Origin of the sequence: Mesorhizobium sp. M1423, assembly GCF_040317575.1 — a bacterium.
In the GTDB taxonomy this organism is placed as follows: Bacteria; Pseudomonadota; Alphaproteobacteria; order Rhizobiales; family Rhizobiaceae; genus Mesorhizobium.
Window position 1 is genome coordinate 141,288 of record NZ_JAMYKU010000008.1, and the last position, 21,710, is coordinate 162,997.

Below are 21,710 nucleotides of genomic sequence, written 5' to 3' on the forward strand. Positions count from 1 at the left end.
GCGACAGGCGATCGGATCGCCGGAAGAGACGCAGCGGACCTGCGGTCGGCACTGCTGGTACGGCTGCGCGACGATCACGATTCAAATCCGCTGCAGGAGTCCCCACCCAAGATTGATTGAATTCCGAACCGCGATCATTGCGGCGTTCACAAGAACGTCAGGAAAGTGCGCTCGGTTAGTTACGATGGACGGAACGAACCGACCGCTTTGCCGAGAAGCAGGCTCTGCAGTTGGTGCGGCGAGAACCGCCAATTTTCCCGCATTGTTCCGTACGGCCGACCGCCAAGCTGTAAAATGGTGGCGATATGGAAGACACGCGACGCTCTGCCCGACGATCACATCCTCCGGCTGGCGAGCAGCCTTGTGAGCCAATCCGGATCCATTTCCGGCACGGAGGACAAAAGCCGTTCGGTATAGGGGGCATGCGGCGGCGTGAGAACTTCGCTCTTTAATCCCTGCTCAACGACTTTCCCCTGGTGCATGACCACAATCTCGTCGGCGATCGCTCGCACGGTGGCAATGTCATGGGTGATGAAAATGTAGCTCATGCCGAGCTCGCGCTGAAGCCGCATTAAGAGCTTCAGGATTTCCTCCTGCACAATCTGGTCGAGCGCGGACGTGATTTCGTCGCAGATGATGAGTTCCGGATCGGCAGCCAACGCTCGGGCGATGCAAACGCGCTGCTTCTGACCCCCCGACAGTTCGGCCGGCAGACGATCCAGGTAAGTTTCGCTCATCTCGACCATGTGCATGAGTTCGCCGATCCGCCTATCCCGCTGTGCACCCTTGAGGCCGAGGTAGAATTCAAGCGGACGAGCTATGACTTCTTCGACCGTCTGGCGCGGATTTAGGGCGTTGTCGGGCATTTGATAAATCATCTGTATGCGGCGCAAGATCTCTTTTGGGCGCGCCTTCAGGGTCTTGGAAAGGGCCTGGCCAGCAAAGGAAATCGATCCCGAAAGCGGCGGCAGCAGGCCGGTAACAACGCGAGCGAGCGTCGATTTCCCGGAACCGGATTCGCCGACCACAGCCACCGTTCTTCCACGTGGAACTTTGATGGAGACATCCTGGAGCACCTTAACCGCCCGGCCGTAGGCCGCCGTGACGTTGTCTATCGTAAGCAGATAGTCATCGGCCGGAACTTCGGGCTTGGCGAGCTTGCGCACGGCCCAGAGCGTCTTGGTATATTCCTGGCTGGGCGAGGCGAGCATCTGGCGCGTTTCTGCCTCCTCCACGGTAAGTCCATGGCGCAAAACCATGATCCGGTCCGCCATTTGCGCCACCACCGCCAGATCATGCGTCACATAGATTGCAGCGGTGTTGAATTCCTCCACGATGTTGCGAATGGAGGCGAGAACTTCGACCTGCGTCGTCACATCGAGCGCCGTCGTTGGCTCGTCAAAGACGATGAGGTCCGGACGGCAAGCCATCGCCATCGCGGTCATTGCCCGTTGCAACTGTCCGCCGGAAACCTGATGAGGATAGCGAAAGCCGATCGTCTCCGGATCTGGAAGCTGAAGACGGCGATAGAGATCGACGGCACTCCGGTTCGCTTTCTCGCGGCTGGCAATCCCATGGGCCACGACTGTTTCGACAGTCTGGTCAAGAAGTCGGTGGGCCGGATTGAAAGAGGCCGCTGCGCTTTGCGCGACATAGGCAATGCGGGAGCCTCTGAGGCGACGCCGCCCTGTTTCGCTGAGTGCCAGAAGATTGATTCCGTCGAACAGGATCGAGCCCTGTGTAATACGGCAGCCCGGCTTGGCGTAACCCATCGCGGCGAGGCCAATGGTGGATTTGCCGGCGCCTGACTCGCCGATCAGGCCAAGAACCTCCCCCCGCTTCAGCGCCAGATCGACCCCGCGGACGATGGGATGCCACCGCTCGTCCGAGAAACCCTCGACATGTAGGTTGCGGATCTGCAGCAGATCCTTGCCTTTTTCGCGCGAGCCCGGACCGCTACCTTTCATCGCGCAACCCGCTGGTTGCGTGCAGGAACCAGTCGACGACGAAATTCACGGAGACTGTAAGGAGGGCAATCGCGCCGGCCGGCAGCAGCGGCGTGACATCACCGTAGGTGATCAGGGTCGCATTCTCGCGCACCATCGACCCCCAATCAGCGGTCGGCGGCTGAATACCGACGCCCAGGAAGGACAGTGCCGCGATCGTGAGGAATACGAAGCAAAATCGCAAACCGAACTCCGCGACCAGCGGCGGCATGACATTGGGAAGGATTTCCTTGGCGATGATCCATTTCGGGCCTTCGCCGCGCAATCGCGCCACCTCGACATATTCCATCACTGCCACGTTAAGCCCGACGGCGCGTGCGAGCCGAAAGACGCGGGTGGAATCGAGCAGCGCAATGATGATTATCAGGCTGGTGATCGACGAGCCGAAGATCGAGAGCAGCACCAGGGCGAAGATCAGGCTTGGGATCGACATCAACACGTCCACCGCACGCGACAGTATCTGGTCGAGCCATCCCCTATACAATGCGGCAAGAAGGCCGAGCGAGACGCCGACCGCGAAGGACAGCAATGTGGTCGCGACGGCGATACCGATGGTGTTGCGCGCACCGTAAATCAGGCGCGTGAGCATGTCCCGGCCGAGCTGGTCGGTTCCCAATTTGAACTGCTGGCTCCACGGTGCAAAGGCTTCGCTGAAGACCTGCGTTTCGCCGTATGGGGCTATCCAATGCGCGAACACCGCAACGATGACATAACCGAGGATCACGAGGATGCCGAACCATGCACTGAAGGGTGCCTTCTTCAGCGCCGTTTTCGCACGGGTGGCGCGCGAGCGCCTCAGCCTGTGAACCTGAGCCATGGGTTCGTAGCTGGTCATCGTGGATGCAAGAGTCTTGGATTGGTGGCGATGGAAATAATATCGGCGGTCAGATTGAGCAGGATGTAGGTCGCGGCGAAAATCAGGGCGCAGGCCTGGACAACCGGAACATCCCTTGATTTGACCGCGTCAACCATCAGCTGACCGATGCCGGGATAGACGAATACCACTTCGACCACGACCACTCCGACGACGAGATAAGCAAGATTGAACGCCACCACCGTGACGATCGGAGCCCATGCGTTGGGCAAGGCATGCCTGAGTACGATGGCCATGGGCGACATTCCCTTGAGACGCGCCATGTCGATATATGGGCTTGCCAGCATGTTGATGATCGCCGCTCGTGTCATTCGCATCATGTGCGCCACGATGACGAGCGTAAGAGTGATCGCCGGCAAGGCTACTCTCCAGACATGTTCCCAAAACGGCGTCTGATCGTTCACATTCGACAATGTCGGGAACTTAGGAACTGCATTGAGTATCCAGTTCAGCGAGACCGCGAGCCAGTGCGGCAGGGATTGTGCGAACTCGGATCCGATGAACGTGTCGCGCGAGATGACGAGGTAGGCAAGCATATAGGCGACGAAAAACTCGGGGAACGAAATGGTCGTCAGCGTCACTGCGTTCACCAGCCGGTCGAACCAGCCATTGCGGTAGAGCGCAGCGAGGATGCCCAATCCCAGGGCCAGCGGAACTGCTATCAGCGCGGTCATCGATGCAAGGAACATCGTATTGTAGAGGCGCGGGGCGATAATCTCGGCGACGGTGCGCCGGTATCCGGTGCGGCTCGCGAATGAAGAGCCGAAATCACCGTGGAGCATCTGCCCGACCCAGACGAAGTAGCGCTCGACAGGCGGACGGTCGATGCCGATTTCTCGCTGGAAGGCGACGACCGTTTCGGGTGTCGCCGATTGCCCGAGCATCGCCTTGGCGAAGTCGCCCGGCAGCATTGCAATCGCAGAGAAGATGATGATGGACACGATGAACAGCGTGACCAGGCCGAGGCCAAGGCGCTGCAGAACCGTTCTTGCGACGGGGTTCATGGGTACGCGTTTCTCGTTGCTGCCGCCGCCCTGCCACACCAGTCAGGGCACGCGGTTGCAAGCCGGAGCCTAATAGCCATCGCGGGTCCGGCCCGCACTCTCACGCAGTGGCGATCCACCAGCGTTCGGCCATCTTCAATCCATCATTCTCCCAGTTCGGCGCCACCTCGCCATGTGCGAGCTTACTGGATTTGGCGCTGACGAAATTATTGAAGACCAGCACGATGCTGCCGCCATCATCATGGGTCAGTTGCTGCATCTCGGCATACATTGCCGCCCGCTTGGCCTCGTCCGTCTCGGCGCGCGCCTGGACAAGCAACTCGTTGAAGCGGGGATTTTTCCAGAACGACTCGTTCCAGCTGGAGTCTGCGGCGAAGGCTTGCGTGAACATCCAGTCGGCCGTCGCGCGACCGCTCCAATAGGAAGCGCACCAAGGTTTCTTGAGCCAGACATTGTCCCAATAGGCGTCCTCGGCCTCACGCACGACGTTTACGTCGATGCCGCACTGGGCTGCCGTCTCGCGGATGAGGGCAGCCGCGTCCACAGCGCCGGCAAAGGCGGCATCGGCGACCGAGAGGTCCACCTTCAGCTTTTCCATTCCGGCCTTTTTCAGGTAATGCTTGGATTTTTCCGGATCGAAACTGTGCTGCGGCTGCGGATTCGTGGCGAATTTGATCGCCGGGGCGATCGGGTTGTCGTTGGCCACCGTGGCGTGGCCGAGAAAGATCTTGTCGACGATCTCCTGACGGTTAATCGCCCATTTCAAAGCCATTCGGACGTCTGGATTGTCGAACGGCGCAACCGTGACATTCATCGGCAAGGTATAGTGGCCATAGCCGGTGACCTCGACGATCTCCACCTTGGGATTGCGTTTCAACATGCCGAGGGTCTTGAGGTCGGCGCGGCCAATATAGTCCACCTCCCCTGTCGATAACGCGGCCATGCGAGCGGCGAGATCGGTGATGGCGATGAACTCCACCTCGTCGAGATAGGGCTTGCCGTTCTTGAAATAGTTCGGATTGCGCTTGAGTTTGGCCGAGACGCCGGGCTGGAAATTCTCGAGCACGAAAGCACCGGTGCGAACGCCCGATCCCCAATCCGCCTTGCCGTCCTTGGCCGGCATGATGACCAGATGGTAGTCACTCATGATGTAGGGGAAATCGGCGTTGCCGCTCTTCAGCGTGAAGACAACCGTCTCCGGGCCATCCGCCTTGATGCTGGCCACGGGCTCAAGCAGCGGCTTCGCCGCCGATTTGGTTTCGTCGCCCATATGATAGCGCAGCGAAGTCACGACATCGTCCGCCGTCACATTCTTGCCATTGTGGAAGGTTGCGCCCTTGCGCAGCTTGAAGACCCAGGTTTTGGCGCCGTCGGATGATTCAAAGCTCTCGGCAAGATCCGGTTGGACGTTACCTTTCGCGTCGACCTCGGTGAGGCTGTTGGACATCGAGCCGGAGAATGCCGTTTGTGTGAATGTGTCCGGGTAGCCGGCCGGATCGATCGAATCGGTCGTTGCGCCATGTGCCATGCCGAGCTTGGCGAAGCCGCCCTGCAGCGGTTCGGCCCGGGCCGTGCTGACAAAGAGCTTGTCCGCAGCGGTGACCGTCAGCCCAGCGGCCAGCCCAAGATGAATGAAGTCACGGCGGGAAATCTTGCCGTGACCAATCAGGCTTTGAGCGATACCAAGCTTGTATTCAGATTCTGACATTTGACTCTCCCATTGCGGATTTTCCGCGTTATTGTTCGTCAATCACCTGTGAAAAAATCTGCTCATTAGCCGCGATCACCTTTTCTTCTAGCTCCTCGAATCCATACCTCAATCAGGCCGTCACATAGATGCTCCCCGCCTCGACGGTGACTGGAAATGTGCGCGCGCGAACGGACGGATCGACCAAAGCCGCGCCTGATTTGATGTCGAATTCCCAGCCATGCCAGGCGCAGCGCACAATCTCGTTTTCGCGATGGTAGATGAATTGCGCCTGTTCGACCGGTGCAGTTGTTCCGCATTGCGGCCCCTCGCAAAGCGGAGCGCCGCGGTGCGGACAAACGTTCAGCAGCGCGTGGAATGAATCTCCGATGCGGAAAACGCCAACCGAAAGGCTGCGGATCTTGGCGATGAAGGCAGATCCGGTTTCGATCTCGTCGACACGGCAAATATATGTCTTCTCGGGCATCGTCTGCTTCCTCAGGCGGCATTCGCCGCTTGCGCGCGGGGGATGCGTTTGTAAACCTCCAGCGCATTCAGCCCCATGATCTTGCTCTTCCAGGCGGGAGGGATTGGCAGCGTGTTGGCGTCGTCGTAATCCCAATGCGGATAATCGGAGGCAAACATCAGCGTATTTTCGCCGTCCATCGCTTCGAGAGTGGACCAGAGATGCTGAATGTTTGCGGGCTGCTCCAGCGGCTGCGTGGAAAAGCGGATGTTGCGCCGGCAATATTCCGAGGGCAGCATCTTCAGCCATGGCGTCTCTTTGCGCAGCGCTTTGTAATCCGCATCCAGGCGCCACAATACCGACGGCACCCAGGCGACGCCGCATTCGATGACGACGAAGTAGAGGTCCGGCCATTTTTCGAAGACGCCATGCGCAATCATGCTTGCGACATGTGAAATCGCCGACATGTGCAGGATGGCGTGCGTCTCCCAGAAGAACGTCGTCGGGGCAGGAGCAATCGCGGTCGAATTCACGCCGCCATGGCCGCCCAGATGAATGGCAAAGGGCAGCCCCACTTCGGCGCATGCTTCATAGATCGGATGGTAAAACGGGTCGCCATACGGCTTGACGGAGCCTTGCGAGGCAAGAACCTGAACCATGCGCGGATGATTGCCCAAGCGGCGTATCTCGCCGGCCGCGAGCTTCGGATCCTGTGGCGCGATGATGATCGAGCCCATGAAGCGATCGTCCTTCGGCAGCCATTGGTCGATCTGGTAGTCATTGTAGGCGCTGACGAGGGCGCTGGCATAATAGGGATTGGCGAGGGTGGAAGCCTCGATCGGCTCGTCGCCGGTCAGGATCGCCACATCGACCTTGTACTTGTCGAGGTGCTTCTCTTTCATGATGAGATAGTTGTCGGCTTCCGTTTTCGGACGGACGTCCTTGCGGGAGAAGTCCTGCGGATGAAACCAGGGACGATGGCCATGCGGGAAGGCGCCAACGGGGCCTGTCTTCTCGCCTTCAACGAACATGTCCTTCCATAGGCCGGAAAGGTAGGGCTCCAATACGGTCGCGCTTGACCAGTAATTGTGACAATCGCAGTCGACTATGAACACGTTGCTCAGCTCCGTAGCTTCAGCCTGATCGATCTGCCGGCCGATTTCACCGAGGGCAGCTTCCGCCTTGAGTATTGTTTGATCAAGCTTATGATCCTGCGCAATATGATCGACTTTTTCGATCGGGAGGTCCCGTGCAGCTAGATCACATCGAAACCTTTCTCGACATCATCGAGTCGCGAAATTTCAATCGTACCGCCGATCGCTTGGGGTTGACCCAGTCGACGATCAGCACCCGCATCAAGAACCTCGAGAGCGCGATCGGGTCCGAGCTCTTTCAGCGCGGGCGCGCCGGCGCTGAGCCGACAGCCGCGGGACGGCGGTTCGAAGCGTACGCCAGATCCCTGCTGTCGACCTGGTCGCAAGCTCGCCACGACGTGCGGGCGTTCAACCGTTTCGAGGGCACCTTGCGCATCGCCGCACAGGTGGGCATGACCCGCTCGGTCCTGCCCGGATGGGTCGAGACACTATGCCAGGCCCTTCCAAAGTCCTCGATCCATGTCGAGTCGGATTATTCAAACCAGATGGTCAGCGATCTTAGCATGGGAAATCTGGATATCGCCGTGCTTTATGCGCCTCGCTACCTGCCTGAGATCGCCTACGAACATCTGATGGTTGAGGAATATGTGATGGTTTCGACGGCTGCCAGAACGCTGTCCGACGTCGACCCCGAAACCTACATTCGCCCGGGCTACACGGCCGTGCTGGAAAAGACGCACGCAGAGTTGCTGGCCGAGTTGGCGATCTGCCGGCTTTCGACGGGATCGGAAACTCTGGCGGAGATCATGCTACGACGCACGGGTGGCACCTGCTATATGCGCAGCGACGATGCGCGCAGGTTCACTGCTGAACTCCCATCGTTCCTGGTCGAGGGAGCGCCGACGCTGTACCAGCCAGTCCACACCGCCATACTCGCGCGCCGCAAACACGAACCCATCATTCGCAAAGGCATCCGAGCTCTCCAGGTCGCTGTAATGTCACTGGAAGTTTAATCGAAATTACCAATCATAAAGCCAGGATTGCGCGGCTGTTCAGCGGGGTTTGAAATGGCATCTTGGCTCGACTTCAAACCTGAGTTGAATGATGAATGCACACGCGGCCTTTGCAGCCTCCGGCTTCGTCCCAACAAAGCGTCACCGGCAGTGGGCACAGACTACACCGCAGCTTGTGCTCTGCCGGCGCGTGATCGACGAAACGCGCGATGTGAAAACATTCGTTCTCACACCCGCTTCAGATCGAATGTTCTGCTTCAGCGCTGGCCAGTATGTTCTGGTGCACCTTAGGATCGACGGTGCCGCGGTGACGCGCTCCTACTCGGTTTCGTCACCACCGACGCGACCGCTCGACCTTCAGATTACCGTGAAACGGACGCCGGGCGGGCTCGTTTCGAATTGGCTCCATGACAATTTGAAGCCGGGTGATGGGATCGAGATCGAAGGGCCGCTCGGCTCGTTCAATCTCGACGATCTGCCGCATGCAAAGTCCCTCTTCCTTTCAGGTGGCAGCGGGATAACTCCCGTCATGTCAATGCTGCGCACACTTACCGACCGCGCAGCCGACCAGGATATCCGCTTCATTCACAGTGCTAGAACGCCGGACGACATCATCTTTCGGCTCGAACTGGACGCACTTGCCGCTCGCTTTCCCAATGTTCAAGTGACTAGCATTTGCAGTCAGGAAGACCCGGCCTGGACGGGTCCAACAGGGCGAATTAATCGTGAGATGCTCCTGACCTTGGTTCCCGATCTCCACAGCCGCACGGTTTTTGCCTGTGGGCCGGAGTCATACATGAAGGCGGCACGCCGGTGCCTGGAGGCAATCGGCCTCGCCCCTTCACAGTATCATGAAGAGAGTTTCGGAGGCGGCAACAGTTCGCCTTCGGTAACGGCTTCAAAGGTGTCGTCTTCGGTCCGCTTCGCCCGCTCCGGCATTGCGCATCACTGCGCGCCCGGAGAGACCCTGCTGGAAGCGGCGCGCCAATGTGGCGTTTACGTCCCCACCGCTTGCCAGCAGGGAATTTGCGGTACGTGCCGGATCGCCAAGCTGTCCGGCGAAGTCGTCATGGATGACTTGGGCGGGCTGTCATCGGACGATAAATCGGCAGGCTACATCCTGGCGTGCTGCAGCCGCCCGCAAGGCGACGTTCTGCTTGACCTCTAACTGTACCGCATCGCGGGACGAAATCGGGTCAGCCTTTGCGTTCCACGACCAAGCCATACTAATGCGACCGCAAGTCGTTAGCGTTTCGGAACCTGTTTTTCCGCCTACCACTTTCACCAGCGAGATCGTCTCGTGCACAATCACTAGGGGGCGGGTGCCCAATTGGCTGTCTTTGCAACCAAGACAAAGGGCAAGTGGTGGTCAGCCCAGCCGGATTCTTCGCAGCTACTCGGATGCGTTGGCGAACCCGGTGACTTACGTGAACTTACGGTCCACGTTCTTTCTGGTCGGTGATCCGGCGCAATCCATTTTTGGGTTCGCGGGGGCGCGTCCGGAGCTGATCGATTCCTTTGCGGACGAGATCGGTGCCAAGCGCGATCTATCGCTGAGCCGCAGTTTTACGCGGTGAAGGGACGCATTTTCCAAGGAGATCTCTCATGAAAGGCGTTCTGATCACCAGCTTGCTAGCAATCAGCGTCAGCTGCGGAGCGGCGCTTGCCCAGACGCAGCAGTCGACCGACGACCAGTCCGGCGCCAATTGCGCAGCCGGCGCTGCCAATTGCCAGAATGGCGCCAAGATGGACGAGCAGGCTCAGGGCAAGGCCGGCGCTGCGACTGATCAACAGGCGCAGGGCAAACCGAAGCTGAAGACCGACGAGCAAGCCCAAGGCAAGGCCGGCGCTACGACCGACCAGCAGGCCACGGGCAACACCAAGATGAATACTGACGAGCAAGCCCAAGGCAAGGCCGGCGCCACGACTGACCAGCAGGCCACTGGCACCACCAAAATGAATACTGACGAGCAAGCTCAGGGCAAGGCTGGCGCCACGACTGACCAGCAGGCCGCTGGCACCACCAAAATGAAGACCGACGAGCAGGCTCAGGGCAAGACCGGAACCACCACCGAGCAGACTCAGGGCAATGCCTCGACGCAGACGCAAGACCAGGGTTCGACCGCTTCCATCAGCAATGTGACCGTTGAACAGAAGACTCAGATCACCCAGGTCATCAAGGAAACGAACGTCCAACCCGTTTCCAATGTCGATTTCGACATCTCCGTCGGCGTCGAGGTTCCGCGAACGAAGGTCCGGCTGCATCGTCTGCCGGCGCGCATCGTCAAGATCGTTCCGGCTTATGAAAATTACGAGTATTTCGTGCTCGCTGACGGCCGGATCATCATCGTCGACCCGAATACCTACACGATCGTGGTTATCCTGAGCTAGTTGTGGCCAGACGGTCTACAACTGAGTTGATTGTACCAAAGCCCGCCACGCAGCTCGGGCGGCGGGCTTTTCCGTACCCGGCTCCAGCGTCTGCAAATCACCAATCAAGGTCCGCCCTCGGGGCGAGGAGTGAGCATGGTCTGATCGACCGTGTCGGGCAGGCACGGAGTGGGCGCGCAGCTTGTTCGGACTGACGCGGTGGTCATGGCATCGATATCCGTGACCAGCACCATTCGCGCGTAGTGCCGCGGCCACAGCGGTTCTCCAAACAAGATGAAGATGCCGCCAACCATCAGCGCCACCAACAAGAGTGCCGTTGCGTTTGCAAATATCTCGCCGTAGCGCATTGGTAACCTGTCCTGGCCGGAAAGCGATTCAGCTTGTGACAGCGGCAATTGGGACGGTGCCGAAACCCAGCTCTACTGCCCTTGGCGCCTCGCGAATGCCGCCTCCCATTGGATCCTCCCGGGAATAAGCCAGGTGAATAACGGCACTCTCGCTACTTTGTTCCCGGGACCCGACGACAGCCGCTCCCTTCATGCCGGGCGTATCCGTTGGCGAAACCGCTGGCGGTCGTCGCCCTCATTGATGCGCGGCAGCGAGATCCTTGACATGACGTTCGTGCATTTGCAGCACCGGCAGCGTCTTTTTGGCAAACTCCTTCATCGCCGGATCGTCGCCGGAATTTGCGTAAGCGGAAAACAGCGCCACCGCTTCCTTCGCTTCACACGACGACGAGGGGATATTGCTTGGAGAGCCGATCAACGGAGCGCACTTATTCTGATCCCAAAGAGATCAGGCGACCTGCTCGGCTATCTGCGTGGCTTTGGCCTGACCGCTTCCGGAAGAGAATTTCTGTTGGGGTTTGCGGCTCAAAAGGGCGCCGATCTGCCGGAATTTCTCGACCAACTGAATCCCAGCACATTGGCATGCGGAGACATTTCCCGTAGCAGAATGTCTATAGATTGGCAGAGGCGAGAATTCCTGATGCAGCGGTATGCCGCGATCCTCGCGGGTGGCCCAAGGGCTCCGGCCCGCAGCAAAATACCTCGCGCTCAAGATTCCTGCGCCATCAGGCCGCGAACCGCGTAGCCGCTATCGGGAGCCGCGGTGGCCATCAATCCCTCGATCTCTGGGCGCAAACCGAACTGTTCGAGTTCGACACTTCGGCAATGATGGAACGAAAATATCTTGGCGGGGTTACGTGTGCGGGTAAATGGATGAGCGAATGAGTAGGTCCCTCCGAAGCGCTATTTTGAAGCTGAGACAAGACGCGGGTATCTTCATCCTCATTGTTTGGCTGCTTGGATGCTATGCGCTTGGCGCAATCTTGCTGGTTTCTTTGCGGCTCTTTGACGTATTCTAGCCTTGCGCGCGCGACAACCTTCCCAAGGACCATTTATCGCGTAGGACGGATGAGCTCCCACGCCGCGCCTTACGCGTCGGCGGCGCCGTGGTTGCGAAGAACGGATTGGGGCATGGCTCGCTCCCTGACGGGCAACAGCACGTACCCTCTTACGGTCGGCTGCATCCGAAAGCGTTGGCGGCCGATGCGAAAGTATAGGCTTCAAATGCGCGATTGGCAAAGAATCTGTCCCTGGCGAAAGGCTGGGGGAAGCTCGGCTTCCCTCAGTGGAGGCCCGTCGGCGATGGTAGTAGCCAATATCTGCGGACTACACAGTCCCCCATGCCCGAAACCTTCCCCTGCCCGTCATCTCGCGCAGGTCGAGCTCGCCGACAGATTGAGCGCCCCCTGTTTTGTCACTTTTAGCCGCTCCTGGATCATGCGGGTGAGCTGACTTTCGCGGTGTGGCCGCGTCGCCGGACAGCCGATGCCGGACCGCCTTGGTTATGGAAAGGGTTGATTTTCGAGGGAGCGCAATGCATATTTCGCCCCGCCGCAGGCGTCCGAACGGGGAGAGTACGATGAGAGCGTCCATGTCCAACAAGAAAGGAGATCACAAACAGGACATGAAGCGTAATGCAAACACGACTCCGAAGCGCCGCCTTGCAAAGAGGCACGTCCCGTAGCGACCGGAAACCCTGGCTGCCGAGTGCAGCGAATATCGGCCCAACGGCTGAAATCGATTCAACAGATAAGCCGATTCCCAGAACGCGACCTACGCGCAGCAAGCCGTATTCGCGTGCCAGGAAGTTCCTGTCCTATTACAGGCCGCATCTAACGCTGCTGGCGGCCGATCTCGCCTGCGCGCTGCTGGTTTCGGTGACAGCGCTCTTCCTGCCTCTCTGCGCCAGCTACGTCACCAAGCATCTGGTCCAGCTTCCCGACGCACCGGAAGCCCTCAATCAGATCTATTTGATGGGCGGGGCCATGCTAGCCCTGGTGGCGGTGGAAGTGCTCGGCAGCCTGTTCGTCGACTATCAGGGCCACGTCATGGGCGCGAAGATCGAGAGCGCGCTGCGTAAGGAGCTGTTCGAACACTGCCAAAAGCTCGCGTTCAGCTTTTACGATCGCCAGCGGGTCGGCCAGTTGATGAGCCGCATGACCAACGACTCCTTTTCGTTAGGCGAGCTCTTCCATCACGCACCTGAGGATATGGCGATCGCGGTTTTCAAATTCGCGGGCGCAATCCTCCTCCTGGCCTATATCGACCTGCCGCTCACCTTCCTTATTCTCGGGGTTACGCCCTTTGCAGTGCTCTACGCGTTGCATTTCAACCGCCGCATGAACCGGGCGCTAAGGCTCAGCAAGGAGCGGATCGCGGCGGTCAATGAACACATCGAGGATTCGCTCGCCGGTATCCGCGTTGTCCAGTCCTTTGCCAATGAGGAACTCGAGATCAGCCGCTTCGACGAGGAGAATGCCCGTTTTCTTCAGAGCCGCAGGGAAGGCTACAGGAGCGAGGCCTTCTTCTCGGTCGGGAACACGACCTTCGCACAGCTTATCACGGTCGCCGTCATCGTCATGGGCGCCGTCCGGGTCGTCAATGCCGAGCTCGGCGTTGCGGATATGCTGACCTTCCTTCTGTGCGTCGCGGTGCTCGTCGATCCCGTCAAACGCCTGGCAAATTTCGTGCGGCTCTGGCAGGAGGGTTACACCGGCTTCAGTCGGGCGATGGAGATCCTGGAGGTGGAGCCGGAGATCGTGGATCGGTCGGGTGCCTCCGACATCGCCCGCCCGTGCGGCGCCCTGGCGTTTCGCGATGTCGGCTTCCGCTACGAAGAGGACGGGCCACATGTTCTCAAAAAACTGTCCTTCGATATTGCTCCCGGCGAGTTCGTGGCCCTCGTCGGCGCCTCGGGCGTCGGCAAGAGCACCTTATGCGCGCTGATCCCGCGCTTTTACGAGGTGAGTGAAGGCGCGATCCTGATCGACGGTGCCGACATCCGCGACATCAGCTTGAAGTCGCTGCGGCAGAGCATCGGTGTCGTGCAGCAGGACGTCTATCTGTTCGCCGGTACGGTGGCGGAAAACCTCCGCTATGGGCGGCCGGATGCGTCGGAAGTCGAAATCATCGCGGCGGCAAAGGCGGCCAACGCTCACGATTTCATCATGGCGCTCTCGAATGGCTACGCCACGGATGTCGGACAGCGCGGTGTGAAACTGTCCGGGGGCCAGAAGCAGCGCCTCACCATCGCCCGGGCGTTCCTCAAGGATCCAGCAATCCTGATCTTCGACGAGGCTACGAGCGCGCTTGACAATGAAAGTGAGCGGGCCGTCCAGGCCGCATTGCTCGATCTTGCCGAAGGGCGGACGACGATCGTCATCGCCCATCGGCTTTCGACCGTTCGCAATGCGGACCGGATCCTGGTGCTGACCGAACAGGGGATCGCCGAACAGGGCACCCATGAAGCCTTGATCGTTGCCGACGGAGCCTATGCCCACCTCTACAAGGCGCAGGCCAGCATCTAATCGGCGTGCGCATGGAGGAGCGCGAAAGAACGACCCCGCTGCGGACTTCCGCTAGCCCATAGATCTGGTCCAGCCGAACTCGGAATATGGATTCCGCTGATCAATGCAAGGGAGCGCCTGGCGAACGTAGGGAATCGTTTCTTGCGGCAGATTGCGGAGCGGCCACCACCCAAGATCACTGTGCTTGTCCGGTTCCTGCAACGCGGGCGTCCCGTTCCAACGCGTGACCTTGAAGAAATGACCGACCTAGTCTCGACTTTCTGTCAGGCTGCGCAGCGTATGTGCATATGCAAGATCACCCTTCTGCGACGTCGGATGCTTCAGGGGGCTGTTCGTCGAAATTTAAAGCAAGTCAACGCATTCCAAAAGAGGGCGTCGCGTTGAAAGTGCGTTAAAGAATGACTGCCCTAATCACGGCTTCAAGCCGAGGGGTCAAAATGCCTTTCAGACAAGCCGGACTATACGCTTTCGATCTGGATATTTGCCGGCGGGTGTTCGAGCAGCTCTGCAGCCGCCAGAAGATTGACCGCTCCTCCCAAGCTGGCGAAGCGCTCGCAATAAAAACAGTCGCTGCTTCCGAGAGACAGGCCCGAACGAGGCCAATCTGATCGAACTGGTCAGGTCGAGGCAGTAAGCTCACTTTTCTTCCCAGGCTCCCATTGGTTGCCGGTCGCTTCTTGACGCCCTCCGGCGGCTTGCCTGGGTGCCGCTGGACACGTTCCACAGACGCTCTTTCATGTCGCGACTCATTTCGTGTCGCGAAGCCGCCCTCAACCCCGAGCTGATGGTCCAGCGCGTTCCTTTCATCGTAGCGGGACGCGGTGCTGATGCCGACACATTCATGTTGCACCTCTATGCCGCATTGGCCGAGAAGGAGGTGCGGATGATCTCGAAAGCACCAAGCCACCCTCGCCTCTCGCAAGACTGGAATGAAGCTGCGCATCCGACCAACACGGCGATAGGAAAGTCTCGATCCGGGAAGGCTCGGTCTGGACGCCCTCGCCCTGCCGGTCGCGCCGAGCCCGCACAATGTCCACGCCCGAAAGTCGAAGATCTTCGCGCCGCCCAGACGCTGCAATCGACGTTGACCACCTGCTCATGGCGGTAGCCGGCATGGGCTAGTAGCTGCTCATCTCCGTCCCGCTCCGTACCGCGAATCAGGCAGTGCTTGGCACCCGCTATGACGGTGACTATGCGCCTTTATCTCTCACATGAGTCGGCTGGAACTCTGATGCCCGATTTTGCATTTCTGCCCCGAAGGGCGAAGAAGCAGGAGCGACACCATGAAGTATTTAGTAGCCGCGTTGAGCGGCTTCGCCCTCACGCTTTGCATATTCGTGGGCGGCGCGGCATTCGCCATCACCTATTTCACCGCGAAACCGGTCCCTGTCCAAAGGCCCACCGCAGATGCAGCGATGGTATCGCCGACGAAGGCGGTACAGCTCGACACCACACCGTACGACTTCGAGCGTGTCGAAGGACAACCCGCTGCTGAGCCCAGGAAACAGGAACAAGCGATTGAACCAGCGGCGGTTGTCGATGATACTGCGATCGCATCGAACAGTGCCCCACAGATTTCGCCGCCTACGACCTTAAGCAATGACCATGTGAACTGGTGCATCCACCGGTATCGCTCGTACAGATCCGAAGACAACAGCCACAGGTCGTACAGCGGCGACCTCCGCGAATGCATCTCACCCTTTTCCGACCACAAGGTCGCGAGCCGCCTGTCCAGTGCTTCCCGGGAAAAGGCCGCAGTCATCGAGGCTTCAGCAAGCGGCGCCGATCCTGGTTATATCGAGGCGGCGGCTTCAGGCGAAAATAGCAGCGCGGAGCACGTTCAGTACTGCTACAGGCACTATCGCTCCTATCGGCCGGAGGATAACACCTACCAGCCCTTTGGAGGCGGGCCGCGTAGGCAATGCCAATGAGATCAGACTTAGGTCCGACGGCAGGTCGCCCTCGATCCGACCAAAGCCTCAATCGGGGAACGTCTGAAGGTGCCTCACAGTTTGGGCGGGCTTGGCGCGACGACAACGCGTCTAGCGCAACAATACCCACCAAGGAGATAGCTATGACAATGCGTCTTTCCCCGGCTGTTGCCGGACTTCTGCTGCTGGCCGGCGTCGTCGCCGCCGCCGCTCAGGACGTCGTGATCGACCCTGAACAGGAAACGGTCATCAAAGAATATGTGAAAAAGCAACCACTCGCGTCGGTGAAAATTCCTGGCGTGGAGCTCAATGTCGGCTCAACCCTGCCCGACACCGTAGAGCTTCATGAAGTGCCCAACGCCAAATACCGCTACGTGGTGGTCGACAATCGGACGGTCGTCGTTGATCCCGGCACACGTAAGATCGTCAAAGTGATCGAATGACTTTGGCGGGACGGGAGGAGAAGGCCGGCGCTTTAACCTTGTCCATTGCTGGGGGTAGACTCCCTCCTTTTGATCGGTTACCAATTTCTCGATCTGCGAGCATCAGGCATCTACCCCTAGCCCCCCAAGCCCAGCTTGGTGCAACGCTTGATCAACCCGCCGTGCTCACCGCGCGGCGGGTTTTCACCTGAATGGTGAACGGCTAGGACCCTTCGCGATGATTGTTGCCGCAAAAACGAGGCGCCCACAGTTGGACAGAAAGGCCGGGAGAGACTCTGGGACACTGGGCCAGGGCGAGTTCGAACTCAAAGCCGAACGATATGGCGTGAATGCCTTTCTGCTGGTTGTCGAGCTTGTAAATCTATTGGAAAAGCGTGGCACGATTAGCAGCGACGACGTTGCCAAAATAGCCGAAGCCGCAGCCCTTGCTGTTGCCGCGTCCAGTCAACCGGATACCAACAGCATCAATCTATTGCAGGCCATCGGTGGAGCGCGGCGGCCTGGACGTGTTTAGGCCTCGGGATCGGAATACTGGAAAGCGGCCAGCCGAAGGCACCGCCTGCCCAATCGGGGACCGCGTGCCGTTGGACAGCGGCCTGCTGGCCTAAATGCATGGCCTGATGCTGCCCGCCGCTGACGGCCGTTGCTGCCCGTTGGGGTCCGAAATTTCCACGAAGCGCAGCCCGATGCTGCTGGAAGCACTGTTGTGACGTGCCAGGCGCGCACCACGGAATCGCGAGCCGCGACACCGCAACCGAGGCTATGGTGTCCGCCCAGCTCTGAGGGGAGAAACCGGATTCTGCGTCGCACCCAGACTTGGACAGCAGCAGCGAGCCTTAATTCAGCCGCTCCAGCATCAACACGAGCGCGCCATAGCACCAACATCAGGCAATTCGCCGGTGATCCCTTTCGTAACCCTTCGCAACGAAAGTGTTCAGGGGCGAGTCTGGGGACGACTATGCAACGACCAAAAGCGGAGGCCGCTTTCCGGCGGCTGATCAGCGCGGAGGACAATCGTGCCGAGTTAAGCAACTCACTAGGTCTCGAGGTCGTTCTTGAGGAAATTGCCAATCAGAAGGGTGCCGACAAAGCCGGCGGCTCCCATCATGAGCAGAACAAGCGACAGCGTCGAAACATCGATTTGGGTGGCGGTTTCAAGGTAGGGGCGAAGATAGGTGACCAGCGAAAACTGCCCCATGGAAAAGAGGCTTACGCCAGCCATTCCCGGAGCAACGACGGGGCGGTTAAGCAGCTTGAATACGTCCGCCGGGCCGGCCTTGCTCTCGGTCTTCATCGACGGCGAGCTCAAGAGCTGGCAGACGAACACGATAATCGCGACCGGGACCGCCAGCCGATGATCGACCGAGATACAGACCCGCACAATCGGAGGCATCATGACATCACGCAGGACACTTCTGGTATCGGCTACACTGGCAACGGCACTCATCTTCAATAGTGCCGCGCAGGCTCAAAGCATCAATGCTGGTGATCGGGCTGCAAGTCCCACCCTGCCCTTCGCCACCCAGGCCGTCGCCGAATTCGACACGCCTTGGGCGATCGGATTTCTTCCCGACGGGCGAATGCTCGTGACCGAAAAGCCTGGCCGGATCTTCCTCGTCACCCAGCAAGGCGAAAAGATCGAACTCGACAACGTGCCGGAGGTCGTCGCCTCCGGCCAGAACGGCATGCTCGACATTGCGCCTGCCCCGGATTTCGAAACCAGCTCGGCCGTTTATTTTACCTATGTCGAGCCCGACACTGGCGGCAGCCGGTTGGCGCTTTCCCGCGCCATACTCGCCGTCTCGGACAATGGGGCAGCGCTCACCGGTGCAACAGTGATCTGGCGGCAGACGCCGGGAGGCGGAGGCGGCCAGCCGGGCGGCATCATCGCCTTCGACCCGGCCGGAACGCATTTGTTCCTGTCGGTCGGAGAGAGGATGCGACCTGACACTGCCCAAGATCCTGAACAGGCCCGCGGCAAGGTGCTGCGCCTAAATCTTGACGGCAGAACGCCGTCGGACAATCCACTCGTCGCTCAGGGTGGTGTGCAGGCCCAGACGTGGACAACGGGCCACCGCAATCCCTACGGTCTCGCCTTCGCAGCCGATCGCCGCCTCTGGCAGCACGAGATGGGTCCGCGTGGCGGCGACGAGTTGAACCTGATCGAGCAGGGCCAGAACTATGGCTGGCCTGTCGTCTCCAACGGCGATGAATATAGCGGCGCCGAGATTCCCGACCACAATACGCGTCCCGAGTTCGCTGCTCCGGCAATCTACTGGAATCCCGTCATATCGCCCGCCGGTCTCGCCTTCTACAATGGCGCGATGTTCCCGCAATGGCAGGGTTCCGCGCTGATCGGCGGCCTCTCAGTCCGCTCTCTTATTCGCATCGCATTCGACGCCGAAGGGCGCCCGGACGAGGCCGAGCGTTGGAACATGGGTGCACGTATCCGCGATGTTGCGGTGGCTCCCGACGGCGCAATCTGGATCATCGAGGACGCTAATCCCGGTAGCCTCCGGCGCCTGACGCCGGGCTCCTGATGGAGCAGCAGCCTCACAAGGGCGTTTCGCCCACATAAGACAGGGAAGGAAATCGATATGGCGATCCAGTTCGACTACACCCGCAAGGTTGCTTTCGTGACGGGGGCCGGCACCGGCATTGGCCGGGCTACTGCGCTGGCTTTCGCCAACGCCGGCGCCAGCGTGCCCCCCTCGGTCTCACCGAGGCGAACTTGGCAGAAACGGCTCACCTCATCGAGCAGACCGGCGGCAAGGCGCTCACTGTCCTGGTCGACGTCTCGAAGGAAGCCGAGATCAGGAATGTAATCTCCAAGACAGTCGACACCTTCGGTCGGCTGGATTTCGCTTTCAACAACGCCGGCATCGAGCAGCCGGGGAGATCAGCAAGGATGAATGGTACCGCCAGATCGGCGTCAACCTGAGCCGCGTGTTCTTTTCGATGAAGCACGGACTCCCGGTCATGTTCGACCAGGGTGGCGGCATCATCGTGAACACGGCCTCCTGGGCGAGTGTGAAGGGGTTCCCTAAGCAGGCGGCTTACCGCGCCGCGAAGTTCGGCGTGATCGGCCTCAGCAAAGGCGCTACTCTCGACTACGCCGACAAGAACATCCGCGTGCGACCCCCAATGATGGATCGCATTTCTGGCGGCGCCGAGGAAGGGCGGGCATCGGTCATCGCGCAGGAACCGATCGGCCGCATGGGACGCCCGGAGGAATCGCGGCACGGTCCTGAGGCTCTGCTCGGACCTCGCTGCCTCCACCACTGGCGCAAATATCTCGTCGACGGCGGACAGACGACCTGACCTGGCGTCGACAAAGAACTCAGGCACGAGCCGGATTGATGCATGCGGCTCATAAACACAAGCGAAGCAGGCGGTCTAATCCGGCTGGCTCGATCCACCCATATTCCGGCAAGGGAAAGGAGACGGACATGAGAAAGCATCTGAGAATATGGCAGATCAGGGCATCCGGCCTGGACTTCTGACGCCGCGGTTCGTGGCAGAGCGTGCGTAGCCCGCTAACCTGCCGCGAACTTCTCTTGCGGATCGCATGGCTGCCGGACGGGTTGACAAGCCTGGGGCGACAAGATCGTGCGCGGCGGCGGGCGTCGATCTCGTTCATCTACCCTCCCTCGGTCCCTGCCGCTCGCCGACTAGCCCCATTCTCGTGGGCCATTTATTTTGAGGTAGCGTCAAGGATCAGCCGAATCTATCATACGCATCGGTTTGGAGGGTGTCGTGCCTACTAAACGTTTCAAAAAACCTGTCGTCGTTCAGCCCGGCCGGATCGATCGTGACAGAGTTGTTGTCTCGGTATCTGACGCGGCCGAAATGTTGCTGAGGGAATGGCCCCAGTCAGCGAGCAAGTCGCGGCTCACAGCAATCGAAACGTGCCTTGCCGTCATCCGCGGCGAGAAGCCACCAAGGATAGCGCGCCAGGCATTTCTAGCCGCTGCCAAAGAGGCTAGAATACTGCTCGGCGAAGAAATCTAATCTACTGCCAAGCACCAGCCCGGGCTGAATCGTGATGAAGGGACTAGTGATGCTGCACGCGGGCTGCGAAAAGACGCTGTCATAGACGGCTACAGGCGCACGTATCGCTGCGCGGATTGTTGGAAATATGGGCAGGATCAGCCGAGCCGACTGCCGGAGACAATCCGCAAGTAGGCTCCGCAGTATTGGACTTGGCACGACCCTCCTTCAGGAATGCTCGTCTCTTCATTAATTCCAAGTGACACTATATGTCTTTGATGGCCATTGGTTCGATGTTGCGCCCGCGCTGGGTGCCGGAAAAAAGCTTTCCGTCCTATGCGTATCTTCCCGGCAGGCAGCCGCACCCCGTGCGCGATCCCGCAGGACACAGCTACCACAGCCAAGCAATGCCGGTCGCCGGAGGGGCGTCCATCTACTCGGACATGTTTCTCTGGGGTGTCGAGCTCTTCAATCATGGCTATTACTGGGAAGCCCATGAGGCTTGGGAAGGTCTTTGGCAGGCTGCAGATCGAGGCGCTCCGCTTAGGAAGCTCTTCAAGGGATTGATCCTGTTGTCGGCCGCCGGCGTGAAGATCCGAGAGGGCAAGCATGCGGCGGCGGCGCGTCATGGCGAACGCGCCGCCGGACTCCTTCGTCAACTAATGAACGCGCCAAATCGCGCCATCGAACGCGCGCTCGGGATGTCGCTCGCAGTGCTCGCCGAACACGTGGAAGCCGCAGCAATGAGTCCGCCAGTTTTGCAGGCGACAGAGCCCGGTCAGCCTCAAGCCGTGTTTGAATTCATTCTCGGGTCAAGTTCCCGCGGGATGCCGACTAGATCACAAAAGAGAAACAGTCATTCGTAGAAAACCGCGGGTCGCCCGGGCTGCGCAACTCTGACCAACTCCGCTGGGCCGACACGCACATTTCATGAAGC

The 21,710-nt window shown here is 59.6% G+C and carries 20 protein-coding genes and 2 pseudogenes; 12 read left to right on the top strand and 10 right to left on the bottom strand.

Annotated elements, in window-relative coordinates:
- Positions 1 to 335 precede the first annotated feature (335 nt).
- From NKG95_RS12700 to NKG95_RS12725, 6 genes are all read right to left on the bottom strand, one after another.
- Positions 336 to 1,967 carry an ABC transporter ATP-binding protein gene (locus tag NKG95_RS12700; RefSeq protein WP_353040886.1) on the bottom strand — a complete coding sequence of 544 codons (1,632 nt, stop codon included), beginning with the start codon at positions 1,965 to 1,967 and terminating at the stop codon, positions 336 to 338.
- Entirely contained in the window at positions 1,957 to 2,823 is an 867-nt protein-coding gene (locus NKG95_RS12705; protein ID WP_502896978.1) for an ABC transporter permease, read from the bottom strand. The genes NKG95_RS12700 and NKG95_RS12705 overlap by 11 nt, the downstream gene beginning before the upstream one ends.
- Before the next feature lie 14 nt (positions 2,824 to 2,837).
- On the bottom strand, positions 2,838 to 3,884 hold the full coding sequence (locus NKG95_RS12710; protein ID WP_031194803.1) for an ABC transporter permease: 1,047 nt from the start codon (positions 3,882 to 3,884) through the stop codon (positions 2,838 to 2,840).
- A gap of 100 nt (positions 3,885 to 3,984) precedes the next feature.
- Positions 3,985 to 5,592 (bottom strand): ABC transporter substrate-binding protein, encoded by a 1,608-nt coding sequence (locus tag NKG95_RS12715; protein ID WP_353040888.1) that lies wholly within the window; start codon positions 5,590 to 5,592, stop codon positions 3,985 to 3,987.
- 112 nt (positions 5,593 to 5,704) lie between these two features.
- Positions 5,705 to 6,058: a Rieske (2Fe-2S) protein gene (locus NKG95_RS12720; RefSeq protein WP_352531696.1), complete on the bottom strand. Its 354-nt coding sequence runs from the start codon at positions 6,056 to 6,058 to the stop codon at positions 5,705 to 5,707.
- Positions 6,059 to 6,069: 11 nt separating this feature from the next.
- Positions 6,070 to 7,152 carry an amidohydrolase family protein gene (locus NKG95_RS12725; RefSeq protein WP_353040889.1) on the bottom strand — a complete coding sequence of 361 codons (1,083 nt, stop codon included), beginning with the start codon at positions 7,150 to 7,152 and terminating at the stop codon, positions 6,070 to 6,072.
- 134 nt (positions 7,153 to 7,286) lie between these two features.
- On the opposite strand from NKG95_RS12725, the gene NKG95_RS12730 reads away from it, so the two are divergent.
- From NKG95_RS12730 to NKG95_RS12745, 4 genes are all read left to right on the top strand, one after another.
- Positions 7,287 to 8,144: a LysR family transcriptional regulator gene (locus NKG95_RS12730; RefSeq protein WP_023721722.1), complete on the top strand. Its 858-nt coding sequence runs from the start codon at positions 7,287 to 7,289 to the stop codon at positions 8,142 to 8,144.
- Positions 8,145 to 8,235: 91 nt separating this feature from the next.
- Positions 8,236 to 9,312: an FAD-binding oxidoreductase gene (locus NKG95_RS12735; protein WP_353040891.1), complete on the top strand. Its 1,077-nt coding sequence runs from the start codon at positions 8,236 to 8,238 to the stop codon at positions 9,310 to 9,312.
- Positions 9,313 to 9,562: 250 nt separating this feature from the next.
- Complete coding sequence (locus NKG95_RS12740) at positions 9,563 to 9,721, top strand: UvrD-helicase domain-containing protein (RefSeq protein ID WP_353040893.1); 159 nt, start codon at positions 9,563 to 9,565, stop codon at positions 9,719 to 9,721.
- A gap of 28 nt (positions 9,722 to 9,749) precedes the next feature.
- Positions 9,750 to 10,535: a DUF1236 domain-containing protein gene (locus tag NKG95_RS12745; RefSeq protein ID WP_353040895.1), complete on the top strand. Its 786-nt coding sequence runs from the start codon at positions 9,750 to 9,752 to the stop codon at positions 10,533 to 10,535.
- Positions 10,536 to 10,639: 104 nt separating this feature from the next.
- Here the strand turns inward: NKG95_RS12745 and NKG95_RS12750 are convergent, their stop codons facing one another.
- The 3 genes and pseudogenes from NKG95_RS12750 to NKG95_RS12760 form a co-directional block, all read right to left on the bottom strand.
- The gene (locus NKG95_RS12750) at positions 10,640 to 10,882 is read right to left on the bottom strand and encodes a polymerase (RefSeq protein WP_353040897.1); all 243 of its coding nucleotides are present in this window, start codon (positions 10,880 to 10,882) and stop codon (positions 10,640 to 10,642) included.
- A 235-nt stretch (positions 10,883 to 11,117) separates the two neighbouring features.
- Positions 11,118 to 11,246: a DUF4142 domain-containing protein gene (locus tag NKG95_RS12755; RefSeq protein WP_352642849.1), complete on the bottom strand. Its 129-nt coding sequence runs from the start codon at positions 11,244 to 11,246 to the stop codon at positions 11,118 to 11,120.
- Positions 11,247 to 12,208: 962 nt separating this feature from the next.
- Positions 12,209 to 12,306: pseudogene (locus tag NKG95_RS12760) on the bottom strand (helix-turn-helix domain-containing protein); the annotation flags it as partial.
- A gap of 210 nt (positions 12,307 to 12,516) precedes the next feature.
- On the opposite strand from NKG95_RS12760, the gene NKG95_RS12765 reads away from it, so the two are divergent.
- From NKG95_RS12765 to NKG95_RS12780, 4 genes are all read left to right on the top strand, one after another.
- Positions 12,517 to 14,409 (top strand): ABC transporter ATP-binding protein, encoded by a 1,893-nt coding sequence (locus tag NKG95_RS12765; RefSeq protein WP_353040899.1) that lies wholly within the window; start codon positions 12,517 to 12,519, stop codon positions 14,407 to 14,409.
- A gap of 1,283 nt (positions 14,410 to 15,692) precedes the next feature.
- Positions 15,693 to 16,340, top strand: coding sequence for a BA14K family protein (locus tag NKG95_RS12770; protein WP_353040901.1), 648 nt, complete (start codon positions 15,693 to 15,695; stop codon positions 16,338 to 16,340).
- 143 nt (positions 16,341 to 16,483) lie between these two features.
- Complete coding sequence (locus tag NKG95_RS12775; RefSeq protein ID WP_353040903.1) at positions 16,484 to 16,783, top strand: DUF1236 domain-containing protein; 300 nt, start codon at positions 16,484 to 16,486, stop codon at positions 16,781 to 16,783.
- A gap of 217 nt (positions 16,784 to 17,000) precedes the next feature.
- Positions 17,001 to 17,297 carry a hypothetical protein gene (locus tag NKG95_RS12780; RefSeq protein WP_353040905.1) on the top strand — a complete coding sequence of 99 codons (297 nt, stop codon included), beginning with the start codon at positions 17,001 to 17,003 and terminating at the stop codon, positions 17,295 to 17,297.
- Between the two features lie 522 nt (positions 17,298 to 17,819).
- On the opposite strand, the gene NKG95_RS12785 is transcribed toward NKG95_RS12780, so the two are convergent.
- Entirely contained in the window at positions 17,820 to 18,179 is a 360-nt protein-coding gene (locus NKG95_RS12785) for an MFS transporter (protein ID WP_353040906.1), read from the bottom strand.
- On the opposite strand from NKG95_RS12785, the gene NKG95_RS12790 reads away from it, so the two are divergent.
- The 4 genes and pseudogenes from NKG95_RS12790 (at position 18,178) to NKG95_RS12805 (ending at position 21,639) form a co-directional block, all read left to right on the top strand.
- Complete coding sequence (locus tag NKG95_RS12790) at positions 18,178 to 19,323, top strand: PQQ-dependent sugar dehydrogenase (RefSeq protein WP_353040908.1); 1,146 nt, start codon at positions 18,178 to 18,180, stop codon at positions 19,321 to 19,323. The genes NKG95_RS12785 and NKG95_RS12790 overlap by 2 nt on opposite strands.
- A gap of 191 nt (positions 19,324 to 19,514) precedes the next feature.
- A pseudogene (locus NKG95_RS12795) lies at positions 19,515 to 20,104 on the top strand (SDR family NAD(P)-dependent oxidoreductase).
- A gap of 435 nt (positions 20,105 to 20,539) precedes the next feature.
- Entirely contained in the window at positions 20,540 to 20,794 is a 255-nt protein-coding gene (locus tag NKG95_RS12800) for a DUF982 domain-containing protein (RefSeq protein ID WP_353041030.1), read from the top strand.
- A 248-nt stretch (positions 20,795 to 21,042) separates the two neighbouring features.
- Positions 21,043 to 21,639 (top strand): DUF309 domain-containing protein, encoded by a 597-nt coding sequence (locus tag NKG95_RS12805; RefSeq protein WP_353040910.1) that lies wholly within the window; start codon positions 21,043 to 21,045, stop codon positions 21,637 to 21,639.
- The last annotated feature ends 71 nt before the right edge of the window (positions 21,640 to 21,710 follow it).